Consider the following 12,536-nt stretch of genomic DNA (forward strand, 5'->3'; position numbering starts at 1 on the left):
AGGCGGGGAAGGAGGCCCGATGGCCGGCTCGCCCGTGCCCGTGCCCGAGTCCACCGTCCTGCTCGGCCCCGCCGACGTCGCCCGCGTGGTCGACCGGATGGCCCACCAGCTGATCGAGAAGGCCGGCGACTCACTCGCCGACCTCGTGCTCGTCGGCATCCCCACCCGCGGCGCCCCGCTGGCCCGCCGGCTCGCCGCCCGCGTCGAGGCCTTCTCGGGCGCCCGCGTCGACACCGGCACCGTCGACATCACCCTCTACCGCGACGACCTGCGGCTGCGCGGCGTCCGTGCGCTGGAGGACACGGTGCTGCCGCCGGCGGGGGTCGACGGCCGCCTGGTCGTCCTCGTCGACGACGTGCTGTTCTCCGGCCGCTCGGTGCGCGCGGCGCTGGACGCGCTGCGCGACCTCGGCCGGCCCCGGGCGGTGCAGCTCGCGGTGCTGGTCGACCGCGGCCACCGCGAGCTGCCGATCCGCGCCGACTACGTCGGCAAGAACCTGCCCACCTCGCGCGCGCAGAAGGTGCGGGTGCACCTGGCCGAGACCGACGGCACCGATGAGGTGCTGGTGACGGAGGGAGCCGGGTGAAGCGGCACCTGCTGGAGGCGGCCGACCTCGACCGCGCCGACGCCACCCTCGTCCTCGACACCGCCGCCCAGATCGACCAGGCGCTGGCCGGCCGCGAGGTCAAGAAGCTGCCCACCCTGCGCGGCCGCACCGTGGTCAACCTCTTCTACGAGGACTCCACCCGCACCCGCATCTCCTTCGAGCTGGCGGCCAAGCGGCTGTCCGCCGACGTGATCAACTTCAGCGCCAAGGGCAGCAGCGTCTCCAAGGGCGAGAGCCTCAAGGACACCGCGCTCACGCTGGAGGCGATGGGCAGCGACGCCATCGTCGTCCGCCACTCCGCCAGCGGTGCCCCGCACCGGCTGGCGAACTGGGTCCGCGGCAGCGTCGTCAACGCCGGCGACGGCACCCACGAGCACCCGACCCAGGCGCTCCTGGACGCGTACACGATCCGGCGCCGGCTGGGCCGCCTCGACGGCGTCCGGGTGGCCGTCGTAGGCGACGTGCTGCACAGCCGGGTGGCCCGCTCCAACGTCTGGCTGCTCACCACGCTCGGCGCCGAGGTCACCCTGGTGGCCCCGCCGACGCTGCTGCCGGTCGGCGTGGGCTCCTGGCCGGTGACCGTCTCCTACGACCTCGACGCGGTGCTGCCCAAGGCCGACGTCGTGATGATGCTGCGGGTCCAGCTGGAGCGGATGAACGCCTCGTTCTTCCCCAGCGCCCGCGAGTACAGCCGCCGCTACGGCCTCGACGCCGTGCGGATGGCCGCGCTGGGCGACGACGCGATCGTCATGCACCCCGGCCCGATGAACCGCGGCATGGAGATCGCCGCCGACGTCGCCGACTCGGTCCGCTCGACCATCGTCGAGCAGGTCGGCAACGGCGTCAGCGTGCGCATGGCCGTCCTGTACCTGCTGCTCGGAGGGAACGCGTGACCACGATCGTCAAGGGGGCGCGCGTCCTCGGCGGCGACCCTGCCGACCTGCTGCTGGAGGACGGGCGGATCGCCGCGGTCGGCGAGCGGCTGTCGGCGACCGGCGCGACCGTCGTCGACGCCGACGGGCTGGTCGCGCTGCCCGGCCTGGTCGACCTGCACACCCACCTGCGCGAACCGGGCCGCGAGGACGCCGAGACCGTCGAGACCGGCAGCCGTGCCGCGGCGCTGGGCGGCTACACGGCGGTGCACGCCATGGCCAACACCGACCCGGTCGCCGACACCGCGGGCGTGGTCGAGCAGGTGTGGCGACTGGGCCAGCAGGCCGGGCTGGTCGACGTCGTCCCGGTGGGCGCGGTGACCGTCGGGCTGCGCGGCGAGCGGCTGGCCGAGCTCGGCGCGATGGCCGACTCCGCCGCCCGGGTGCGGGTGTTCTCCGACGACGGGCACTGCGTCGCCGACCCCGCGCTCATGCGCCGCGCGCTGGAGTACGTCAAGGCCCTCGACGGCGTCGTCGCCCAGCACGCCGAGGAGCCGCGGCTCACCGTCGGCGCGCAGATGAACGAGGGCGACCGCTCCGCGCGGCTGGGGCTGACCGGCTGGCCGGCCGCCGCCGAGGAGGCCGTCATCGCCCGCGACGTGCTGCTGGCCCAGCACGTGGGCGCGCGGCTGCACGTCTGCCACGTCTCCACCGCCGGGTCGGTGGAGATCCTGCGGTGGGCCAAGTCGCGCGGCGTGCAGGTGACCGCCGAGGTCACCCCGCACCACCTGCTGCTCACCGAGGCGTGCGCCGAGAGCTACGACCCGGTGTTCAAGGTCAACCCGCCGCTGCGCACCGACGAGGACGTGCACGCGCTGCGCGCCGGCCTGGCCGACGGCACCATCGACGCCGTCGCCACCGACCACGCGCCGCACGCGGTGGAGGACAAGGAGAGCGAGTGGGCCTCCGCCCGGCCCGGCATGCTCGGGCTGGAGCAGGCGCTGTCGGTCGTCCTCCAGACGCTGGTGGAGCCCGGCCTGCTCGACTGGGCCGGGGTCGCCGACCGGATGTCGGTGCGCCCGGCGGCCATCGGCCGGCTGGACGGTCACGGCCGGCCGATCGCCCCCGGCGAGCCGGCCAACCTGCTGCTGCTCGACCCCGCCGCCCGGGTCACCGTCGACCCGGCCGCGCTGGCCAGCCGCAGCCGCAACACCCCCTACGCCGGCCGGGAGCTGCCCGGCCGCGTGGTCGCCACGTTCCTGCGGGGCGAGGCGACCGTCCTGGACGGAAAGGCAGTGGAGTGAGCGAGGCGATCCTCGTCCTGGAGGACGGGCGGACCTTCCGCGGCGAGGCCTACGGCACGGTCGGGACGACGGTCGGCGAGGCGGTGTTCGCCACCGGCATGACCGGCTACCAGGAGACGCTGACCGACCCGAGCTACGCGGGCCAGATCGTCACCATGACCGCGCCGCACATCGGCAACACCGGCGTCAACGTCGAGGACGACGAGAGCCGCCGCATGTGGGTCGCCGGCTTCGTCGTCCGCGACCCCGCCCGCCGCCCGGCCAACTGGCGGGCCACCGGCAGCCTCGACGACGAGCTGCGCGCCCAGGGCGTCGTCGGCATCAGCGGCATCGACACCCGCGCACTCACCCGCCACCTGCGCGAGCGCGGTGCCATGCGCGCCGGCATCAGCAGCGAGTCGGCCGACGCCGACGCGCTGCTCGCGCGGGTCCGCGCCGCCGAGGGCATGGCCGGCGCCGACCTCGCCCCGCAGGTCAGCACGCGGGAGCCCTACGTCGTCCCGGCGGCGGGGGAGACGCGGTTCACCATCGCCGCGCTCGACCTGGGCATCAAGACCGCCACCCCGCGGCACCTGGCCGCGCTCGGCGTCGAGACGCACGTGCTGCCCTCGACGGCGACGGCGGCCGACCTGCTCGAGCACGGTCCCGACGGCGTCTTCCTGTCCAACGGACCCGGCGACCCGGCCGCGGCCGACTACGCCGTGGCCGCGGTGCGCGGCGTGCTCGACGCCGGCCGGCCGCTGTTCGGCATCTGCTTCGGCAACCAGATCCTCGGCCGCGCGCTGGGCCTGGGCACCTACAAGCTGCGCTTCGGCCACCGGGGCCTCAACCAGCCGGTGCTCGACCGGGTCAGCGGCACCGTGCGGGTGACCAGCCACAACCACGGCTTCGCCGTCGACGCGCCGCTGGACCGCAGCACCGACACCCCGTACGGGCGGGTCGAGGTCAGCCACGTGGGCCTCAACGACGACGTGGTGGAGGGCCTGCGGCTCCTCGACGCCCCGGCGTTCAGCGTGCAGTTCCACCCGGAGTCCGCCGCCGGCCCGCACGACGCCGCGCCGCTCTTCGGCCGGTTCGTCGACCTCATGCAGTCCGTCCGCGACGGGGGCCCGGCCGTCAGCCCCGCGACCACCGTCGAGCACAGCACCGGGGAGAGGGCCTGATGCCCAAGCGCACCGACATCTCGCACGTCCTGGTCATCGGCTCCGGGCCGATCCTCATCGGCCAGGCCGCCGAGTTCGACTACTCCGGCACCCAGGCCTGCCGCGTGCTGCGCAGCGAGGGCCTGCGGGTCAGCCTGGTCAACAGCAACCCGGCGACGATCATGACCGACCCCGACGTCGCCGACGCCACCTACGTCGAGCCGCTGACGCCGGAGTTCGTCGAGCAGGTGATCGCCAAGGAGCGGCCCGACGCACTGCTGGCCACCCTCGGCGGGCAGACCGCGCTCAACATCGCGATCGGCCTGTACGAGAACGGCACGCTGGAGCGCTACGGCGTGCGGCTCATCGGCGCCGACGTCGACGCGATCAACCGCGGCGAGGACCGGCAGATGTTCAAGGACATCGTGCGCTCGATCGGCGCCGACGCCCCCCGCTCGCGGGTGTGCGGCAGCGTCGAGGAGGCACTGGAGACCGCCGCCGAGGTGGGCTACCCGGTCGTCATCCGGCCCAGCTTCACCATGGGCGGCCTGGGCTCCGGGTTCGCCACCGACGAGCCGATGCTGCGCCGGATGGCCGCGCACGGCCTGACCGACTCCCCGGTGCACACCGTGCTGATCGAGGAGTCGGTGCTCGGCTGGAAGGAGTACGAGCTCGAGCTGATGCGCGACCGCAGCGACAACGTGGTCGTCATCTGCTCGATCGAGAACGTCGACGCGATGGGCGTGCACACCGGCGACTCGGTGACCGTCGCCCCGGCGATGACGCTCACCGACGTCGAGTACCAGCGGATGCGCGACGTGGGCATCGCGGTGCTGCGCGAGGTCGGCGTCGACACCGGCGGCTGCAACATCCAGTTCGCCGTCAACCCGGCCGACGGGCGCCTGGTCGTCATCGAGATGAACCCGCGGGTGTCCCGGTCCAGCGCGCTGGCGTCGAAGGCCACCGGCTTCCCGATCGCCAAGATCGCCGCGAAGCTGGCCATCGGCTACACCCTCGACGAGATCACCAACGACATCACCGGCGTCACCCCGGCCAGCTTCGAGCCGGCGCTGGACTACGTCGTGGTGAAGATCCCGCGGTTCGCGTTCGAGAAGTTCCCCGGCGCCGACCCGCGGCTGACCACCACGATGAAGAGCGTCGGCGAGGCCATGGCGCTGGGCCGCAACTTCCCCGAGGCGCTCGGCAAGGCGATGCGGTCCACCGAGACCACGGTGGCCGGCTTCTGGACGGGACAGCCCGACGGCCGCTCGGCCGCCGAGCTGCTCGAGGCGCTGCGCACGCCGGTCGACGGCCGGCTCTACACCGCCGAGGCCGCGCTGGCCGCCGGCGCCACGGTGGAGCAGGTCGCCGAGGCCAGCGGCTTCGACCCGTGGTTCGTCGACCAGGTCGCGCTGGTGCGCGAGGTCGCCGCCGAGGTCCGCGACGCGCCGGCGCTCACCCCGGAGCTGCTGCGCCGGGCCAAGCGGCACGGGCTGTCCGACCGGCAGGTGGCGGCGCTGCGGCCCGAGCTCGCCGGCGAGGACGGCGTCCGCAGCCTGCGCTGGCGGCTGGGCATCCGGCCGGTGTTCAAGACCGTGGACACCTGCGCCGCGGAGTTCGCCGCGCGCACGCCCTACCACTACTCGTCCTACGACGAGGAGACCGAGGTCGAGCCGCGCGAGAAGCCGGCCGTGCTCATCCTGGGGTCGGGGCCCAACCGGATCGGGCAGGGCATCGAGTTCGACTACTCGTGCGTGCACGCGGTCATGGCGCTGCAGGACGCCGGCTACGAGGCCGTGATGGTCAACTGCAACCCCGAGACGGTCTCCACCGACTACGACACCGCCGACCGGCTCTACTTCGAGCCGCTGACCTTCGAGGACGTCCTCGAGGTGGTCGAGGCCGAGCGCGCCGCCGGTCCCGTCGCGGGGGTCGTCTGCACCCTCGGCGGGCAGACGCCGCTGGGCCTGGCGCAGCGGCTCAAGGACGCGGGTGTGCCGGTGCTGGGCACCTCGCCGGAGGCCATCGACGACGCCGAGGACCGGGGCGCGTTCTCCCGGGTGCTCGCCGACGCCGCCCTCCGGGCGCCGGAGCACGGCACCGCGACCACCTTCGCCGAGGCGCGGGAGATCGCCGCGGGCATCGGCTACCCGGTGCTGGTGCGCCCCTCCTACGTGCTCGGCGGGCGGGGCATGGAGATCGTCTACGACGACGCCACACTCGAGGCCTACATCGCCAAGGCCACCGACGTCAGCCCCGCCCACCCGGTGCTGGTCGACCGGTTCCTGGAGGACGCCGTCGAGATCGACGTCGACGCGCTCTACGACGGCGCCGAGCTCTACCTCGGCGGGGTCATGGAGCACATCGAGGAGGCGGGCATCCACTCCGGCGACTCCGCGTGCGCGCTGCCGCCGATCACCCTGGGCTCGGCCGACCTCGCCGGGATCCGGGCCGCCACCGAGGCGCTGGCGGCCCGCATCGGCGTCCGCGGGCTGATGAACGTGCAGTACGCGCTCAAGGACGACGTCCTGTACGTGCTCGAGGCCAACCCCCGCGCCAGCCGCACGGTGCCGTTCGTGTCCAAGGCGACCGCCGTGCAGCTGGCCAAGGCCGCGGCCCGCATCGCCGTCGGGGAGTCCATCGCCGACCTGCGCGGCGCTGGGGTGCTGCCGGCCACCGGCGACGGCACCGACCTGCCCGAGGACGCGCCGATCGCGGTCAAGGAGGCGGTGCTGCCCTTCCACCGGTTCCGCACCGTCGAGGGCCACGGCGTGGACACCGTGCTGTCGCCGGAGATGAAGTCCACCGGCGAGGTCATGGGCCTCGACGACGGCTTCGGCACCGCGTTCGCCAAGTCGCAGACGGCCGCCTACGGCTCGCTGCCGACGTCGGGGTCGGTGTTCGTGTCGGTGGCCAACCGGGACAAGCGGGCCGCCGTCTTCCCGGTCAAGCGGCTGGCCGACCTCGGCTTCCGGGTGCTGGCCACCGCGGGCACCGCGCGGGTGCTGCGCCGCAACGGGGTCGCCTGCGAGGTGGTCGGCAAGTACAGCGAGGGCCCGGGCAACGTGGTCGAGCGCATCCAGGCCGGCGACGTCGACATCGTCGTCAACACGCCGTTCGGGTCGCCGGGCAACAGCGGGCCGCGGCTGGACGGCTACGAGATCCGCACGGCCGCCGTCGCCGCCGGGATCCCGTGCATCACCACGGTGCAGGGGCTGGCCGCGGCGGTGCAGGGCGTCGAGGCGCTGCGGCGCGGCGACCTCCGGGTGCGCAGCCTGCAGGAGGTCCACGCCGGCCTGGCACCGCGCCCGTGACCGTGGTCGCGCGGGTGCGCGACGAGCTGGCCGCCCGCGGGCTGCTCGACCGCCTGCCGGCGGCCTTCCTCGCCGGCGTCACCCGGTTCGCCACGCCGCCGGCCGCGGAGCTCGGCGCGCTGCGGGCCGACGCCGAGGGCCTGGCCGCCCGGCTGGCGGCGGGGGAGGCCGGTGACGCCGACCTGCCGCTGCTCACCCGCGTGCTGTTCTTCGCCGGCCACGGCGGGCTGCTGGCCGCGCACGGGGTGCGCACACCGTCCTACGACCTGCTGGGCTCCTACCGCGACAACCTGCGGACGCCGGTCGGCCCGCGGCTGCCGGAGCGGCCGCGCGCCGGCGACCGCCGCTGGCGGGTGCTCGGCCGCGACGTCGCCTTCCCGGTGGGCGTGCCGGCGTGCGTGCTCAACGGCGGCGAGGAGTGGGTGCGCTACCACGCCCGCAACGGGTTCAGCGTGCTCACCTACAAGACGGTGCGCAGCCGCGCCCACGAGCCCAACGCGCAGCCCAACTGGACCTTCGCCCCGCGGCCGCCCGGCGACGCGGTGGTGTCCGACCCGTGGGACTGGGTGGCGCCCGGCGACCCGCGGGTGAGCACGGTCAACTCCTTCGGCGTCCCCTCGCCCGCGCCGGAGGAGTGGATGGCCGACCTCGAGCGCTCGCTGGCCGCCGTCGACGACGACCAGCTGCTGCTGGTCAGCGTCATGGGGTCCGGCGACGGCACCGACCTGGTGGACGACTTCGCCGCGACGGCGCGGCTGGCCGAGGAGGCCGGCGCGACCGTGGTCGAGCTGAACCTGTCCTGCCCCAACACCCTGAGCGCGTCGGCCGACGGCGTGAAGCCGCCGCTGTGCCTGGACGCCGGCGCCACGCTGGCCGTCGTCGAGGGCGTGCGCCGCGCGCTCGGCGACCGAACCGGCCTGGTCGCCAAGATCTCCTGGCTCGACGAGGACCGGCTCGCCGCGCTGGTCCCCGGGCTCGCGCCGCTGGTCGACGGCGTCGCGGCCATCAACACGGTGGCCGGCCGGGTGGTGCGCGGCGACGGCGAGCCGACCTTCCCCGGCCGGGCGGTGGCCGGGCTGTCCGGGGCGGCCGTCCGCGGGCAGGCGCTCGACCTCACCCGCCGGCTGGTCGCGCTGCGCGAGGCCGGCGGGCACCGCTTCGACGTGCTGGCGATGGGCGGGGTCACCGACGTGGCGTCGTTCGAGGCGCTGTGGGCGGCCGGCGCCGACGCCGTGCAGTCGGCCTCGGGTGCCTTCGCCGACCCGTTCCTCGCCCGCGACTGCGTCGCCGCCCTCGGCGACACCCTCCCGCGGTCGGTGCCGCGGTGAGCGCGCCGTTCGGGCAGCGGCTGGCCGAGGCCGTCGCCGCGCGCGGGCCACTGTGCGTGGGCATCGACCCGCACGCGCCCCTGCTCGAGCGCTGGGACCTGCCCGACGACGCCGACGGGCTGCGCCGGTTCACCGACGCGGTCGTCGACGCGCTGGCCGGCACCGTCGCCGTCCTCAAGCCGCAGAGCGCCTTCTACGAGCGGCACGGCTCGCGCGGCCTGGCCGTGCTGGAGGACGGCGTGGCCCGCGCCCGGTCCGCCGGCGCGCTGGTGCTGCTCGACGCCAAGCGCGGGGACATCGGCTCGACGATGGACGCCTACGCCGACGTGCTGCGCCCCGACCACCCGCTCGCCGTCGACGCGCTGACCGTCAGCCCCTACCTCGGCCCGGGCTCCCTGCAGCCGGCCGTGGACACCGCGCGGGCGCACGGGGGCGGGCTGTTCGTGCTGGCGCGCACGTCGAACCCCGACGCCGGCACGCTGCAGCACGCGCTGGTGGGGGAGCGGTCGGTGGCGCAGGTCGTCGTCGACACGGTGCGCGGCTGGAACACCCCGGGGTGGGTCGTCGGCGACCCGCTGCCGGACCCCGCCGCGGTGCGCGACCTGTCGAGCCGCTGGGGCGCCGGCACCGGCAGCTTCGGCGTCGTCGTGGGGGCGACGCTGCGCGACCTCGACGTCGACCTGACCGGCCTCGGCGGGCCGGTGCTCGCCCCCGGGCTGGGCGCGCAGGGCGGGTCGGCGGCCGACCTGCGCCGGCTGTTCGGGCGGGACGGCGCCGTGGTGCCCACCGTGTCCCGGGACGTGCTCGCCGCCGGGCCCGACCCGGCCGCGCTGCGGGCGGCCGCGGCCCGCTGGGCCGAGGAGCTGGCCGCGTGAGGCGCGACCCGGCCGTCGGGTGGCTGCCCGGCCGCCGCCCGGGACGGCGTCCGGCGGCGGCGTGACCGGACGCGTCCGGCGTGTCGCGCCGGACCGCACGGGCGTGTCGGGATCCGGGCGGTCGTCGGACGTGCTGGTTTCGTAAGCCCTCTGACCAGGCACTCTCACCGTCCGTCATCCGACCAGTCGACGGAGCGTGACCGCCGGACGTCCGGAGGGCGAAAAGCTCGGCCGCCGGGCGCGTGACCTGCGGATTCCCGGTTACTAGGTTGATCGCCGGGCCCGAGCACACGGGGGCCGGACCCGCGGCAGCACCACCGCGACACAGCACAGAGACGCCGGTCCGACCGGCGACGACACGATCGGACGCACCATGCCTCTCCCTGACCTGTCCCCCGAACAACGCGCCGCCGCACTGGAGAAGGCCGCCGCCGCCCGCAAGGCGCGCGCCGAGCTCCGCGAGCGGCTCAAGAGCAAGGGCACGACGGTCGGTGACGTCCTCCGCCAGGGGGACACCGACGAGGTGATCGGCAAGATGCGGGTCTCCGCGGTGCTGGAGAGCCTGCCCGGTGTCGGCAAGGCGCGGGCTGCGAAGATCATGGAGCGGCTCGAGATCTCCCCGACCCGCCGGGTCCGCGGCCTGGGCGCCAACCAGCGCCGGGCGCTCGAGGCGGAGTTCGGTGGGGAGCAGGTGGTCGCCGAGCAGGTGCCCGCCGACTCGACCGCCTGAGCCGGGGCCGACCCCACCTCCGCAGCACCGACGAGGACGACGCGTTGCCCGAAGCACCCGATCCACCCGCCACGGCGCGCCTGACGGTGCTCTCCGGTCCCTCCGGGGTCGGCAAGGGCACCGTCGTCGCCGAGGTCCGCCGCCGGCACCCCGAGGTGTGGGTGTCGGTGTCGGTCACCACCCGGGCCCGCCGGCCCGGTGAGGTCGACGGGGTGCACTACCACTTCCTCACCGGCGCCGAGTTCGACCGGCTGGTCGCCGAGGACGGCCTGCTGGAGTGGGCCGAGTACGCGGGCAACCGCTACGGCACGCCGGCTGCCCCGGTGCGCGAGCGACTCGCCACCGGGGCGCCGGCCCTGCTGGAGATCGAGCTGCAGGGCGCGCGCCAGGTGCGGGCCCGTGCGCCGGAGGCGCAGCTGGTCTTCCTGGCGCCGCCGTCCTGGGCCGAGCTCCGGAGCCGGCTGGCCGGCCGCGGCTCCGAGCCGCCGGCCGTGCAGGAGCGCCGGCTGGCCATCGCGCAGGCCGAGCTGGACGCCGCGGGGGAGTTCGACGCCGTGGTGGTCAACGACGACGTCACCCGGGCCGCGGACGAGTTGGTAGGCTTGCTGACTGCGCCGTCGTCCGGGAGGTCGGTCGGCGCCTCCGAGTGACCGGCCGTCCGAGGCCCCTCACTCCCACCGACCGAACGAGGAGCACGCCCGCCCGTGTCCGGAGTCGCACCCGCCCCCGAGGGCATCACCAACCCGCCGATCGACGAGCTGCTCGAGCGCACCAGCAGCAAGTACGGCCTGGTGATCTTCGCCGCCAAGCGCGCGCGTCAGATCAACGCCTACTACAGCCAGCTCTCCGAGGGCCTGCTGGAGTACGTCGGCCCGCTGGTCGACACCGCCCCGCAGGAGAAGCCGCTCTCCATCGCGCTGCGCGAGATCAACGAGGGCCTGCTCACCCACACCGCCGGCGAGAACTGAGACAGGACCCCCTTGCCCCCCGCCACTCGCGAGCTCGCGGCGGGACCCCGCAAGGGGGCCACACCCGGACCGGTGACGAGGCACCCGGCGGTAGCCGGGTGCCTCGTCGCGTGTGGAGGATCGTGCCCATGAGCCGGATCGTGCTGGGTGTGGCCGGCGGCGTGGCCGCGTACAAGGCGGCGCTGCTGTTGCGCGCGCTGACCGAGGCCGGCCACGACGTGCGCGTCGTCCCCACGCCGGGCGCGCTGAACTTCGTCGGCGCGGCGACCTTCGAGGCGCTGTCGGGCCACCCGGTGACCACCGACGTGTGGTCCGACGTCCCCGAGGTCGCCCACGTGCGCATCGGGCAGACCGCCGACCTCGTCGTCGTCGCCCCGGCCACGGCCGACCTGCTCGCCCGCGCGGCCGCGGGGCGCGCCGACGACCTGCTCACCGCCACGCTGCTCACCGCGCACTGCCCGGTGGTGTTCGTCCCGGCGATGCACACCGAGATGTGGCTGCACCCGGCCACCCAGGACAACGTGGCCACGCTGCGCCGCCGCGGCTCGATCGTGCTGCCGCCCGCCGTCGGCCGGCTCACCGGGCCCGACTCCGGTCCCGGCCGGCTGCCCGAGCCGCACGACGTCGCCGCACTGGCCCAGGTGGCGCTGACCGCCGGGGCGGGCGCGCTTCGCGCCGACCTCACCGGCCGCCGCGTCGTCGTCAGCGCCGGCGGCACCCGCGAGCCCCTCGACCCGGTGCGCTACCTGGGCAACCGCTCCTCGGGCCGGCAGGGCTGGGCGCTGGCCCGGGTCGCGGCCGGCCGGGGAGCCGAGGTCACCCTGGTGGCCGCCAACGTCGACCTGCCCGCGCCGTTCGGGGTCCGGGTGGTGCCGGTCGGGACGGCGGAGGAGCTGCGCGCGGCGGTGCTCGCCGAGGCCGGGTCGGGCGGGGGAGTGACAGCCGACGTGGTGGTCATGACCGCCGCGGTCGCCGACTTCCGGCCGGCCACCGTCGCGGCCACCAAGCTGAAGAAGGACAGCGCGAGCGAGCCCGCCGCCGTCCCGCTGGTGCGCAACCCCGACGTGCTCGCCGAGCTGGTCACCAAGCGGGCGCCCGGCCAGCTGGTGGTCGGGTTCGCCGCCGAGACCGGCGACGAGGCCGGCGACGTGCTCGCCCACGCCCGCGCCAAGCTGGCCCGCAAGGGGTGCGACCTGCTGGTGGTCAACGACGTCTCCGGCGGTGGGGTGTTCGGCCGGCCGGACAACGCCGCGGTGGTGCTCGCCGCCGACGGCTCGGCCACCGAGATCCCGCACGGGACCAAGGACGCCGTCGCCGCGGCGGTGTGGCAGACCGTCCTCCCGCGGCTGCCCTGACCCCGTCGGATGCCACCCGCCCGGCAGCGCCGGTAACGTGA

11 protein-coding genes are annotated in these 12,536 nt (G+C 75.3%); all 11 read left to right on the plus strand.

The annotated features are described in order from the left end of the window. The first annotated feature begins 19 nt into the window (after nucleotides 1-19). The 11 genes from pyrR to coaBC all read left to right on the plus strand — a co-directional run bounded on the left by pyrR (nucleotide 20) and on the right by coaBC (nucleotide 12,495). Nucleotides 20-586: a bifunctional pyr operon transcriptional regulator/uracil phosphoribosyltransferase PyrR gene (gene pyrR / locus LY71_RS06470; protein WP_106276124.1), complete on the plus strand. Its 567-nt coding sequence runs from the start codon at nucleotides 20-22 to the stop codon at nucleotides 584-586. Continuing rightward, complete coding sequence (locus tag LY71_RS06475) at nucleotides 583-1,500, plus strand: aspartate carbamoyltransferase catalytic subunit (protein ID WP_106276125.1); 918 nt, start codon at nucleotides 583-585, stop codon at nucleotides 1,498-1,500. The genes pyrR and LY71_RS06475 overlap by 4 nt, the downstream gene beginning before the upstream one ends. Beyond that, complete coding sequence (locus tag LY71_RS06480) at nucleotides 1,497-2,783, plus strand: dihydroorotase (protein ID WP_106276126.1); 1,287 nt, start codon at nucleotides 1,497-1,499, stop codon at nucleotides 2,781-2,783. The genes LY71_RS06475 and LY71_RS06480 overlap by 4 nt, the downstream gene beginning before the upstream one ends. Then, on the plus strand, nucleotides 2,780-3,946 hold the full coding sequence (gene carA / locus LY71_RS06485) for a glutamine-hydrolyzing carbamoyl-phosphate synthase small subunit (RefSeq protein WP_106276127.1): 1,167 nt from the start codon (nucleotides 2,780-2,782) through the stop codon (nucleotides 3,944-3,946). The genes LY71_RS06480 and carA overlap by 4 nt, the downstream gene beginning before the upstream one ends. Further along, complete coding sequence (carB, locus tag LY71_RS06490; RefSeq protein WP_106276128.1) at nucleotides 3,946-7,239, plus strand: carbamoyl-phosphate synthase large subunit; 3,294 nt, start codon at nucleotides 3,946-3,948, stop codon at nucleotides 7,237-7,239. The genes carA and carB overlap by 1 nt, the downstream gene beginning before the upstream one ends. Then, the gene (locus LY71_RS06495) at nucleotides 7,236-8,567 is read left to right on the plus strand and encodes a beta/alpha barrel domain-containing protein (protein ID WP_245887713.1); all 1,332 of its coding nucleotides are present in this window, start codon (nucleotides 7,236-7,238) and stop codon (nucleotides 8,565-8,567) included. Before carB ends, LY71_RS06495 begins: the two co-directional genes overlap by 4 nt. Continuing rightward, nucleotides 8,564-9,442, plus strand: a complete 879-nt coding sequence (gene pyrF, locus LY71_RS06500; RefSeq protein ID WP_106276129.1) for an orotidine-5'-phosphate decarboxylase — start codon at nucleotides 8,564-8,566, stop codon at nucleotides 9,440-9,442. Before LY71_RS06495 ends, pyrF begins: the two co-directional genes overlap by 4 nt. A 373-nt stretch (nucleotides 9,443-9,815) precedes the next feature. Beyond that, nucleotides 9,816-10,172 (plus strand): integration host factor, actinobacterial type, encoded by a 357-nt coding sequence (gene mihF, locus LY71_RS06505; protein WP_106276130.1) that lies wholly within the window; start codon nucleotides 9,816-9,818, stop codon nucleotides 10,170-10,172. 44 nt (nucleotides 10,173-10,216) lie between these two features. Then, a complete protein-coding gene (gene gmk / locus LY71_RS06510; protein WP_106276131.1) occupies nucleotides 10,217-10,822 on the plus strand; it encodes a guanylate kinase in 606 nt (201 codons plus the stop codon). A 54-nt stretch (nucleotides 10,823-10,876) separates the two neighbouring features. Further along, entirely contained in the window at nucleotides 10,877-11,140 is a 264-nt protein-coding gene (rpoZ, locus tag LY71_RS06515) for a DNA-directed RNA polymerase subunit omega (protein ID WP_012949163.1), read from the plus strand. 128 nt (nucleotides 11,141-11,268) lie between these two features. Beyond that, on the plus strand, nucleotides 11,269-12,495 hold the full coding sequence (gene coaBC / locus LY71_RS06520; RefSeq protein ID WP_106276132.1) for a bifunctional phosphopantothenoylcysteine decarboxylase/phosphopantothenate--cysteine ligase CoaBC: 1,227 nt from the start codon (nucleotides 11,269-11,271) through the stop codon (nucleotides 12,493-12,495). Nucleotides 12,496-12,536 lie beyond the last annotated feature (41 nt).

The sequence above is a fragment of the Geodermatophilus tzadiensis genome (genome assembly GCF_003002915.1).
Classification (GTDB): Bacteria; Actinomycetota; Actinomycetes; order Mycobacteriales; family Geodermatophilaceae; genus Geodermatophilus; species Geodermatophilus tzadiensis.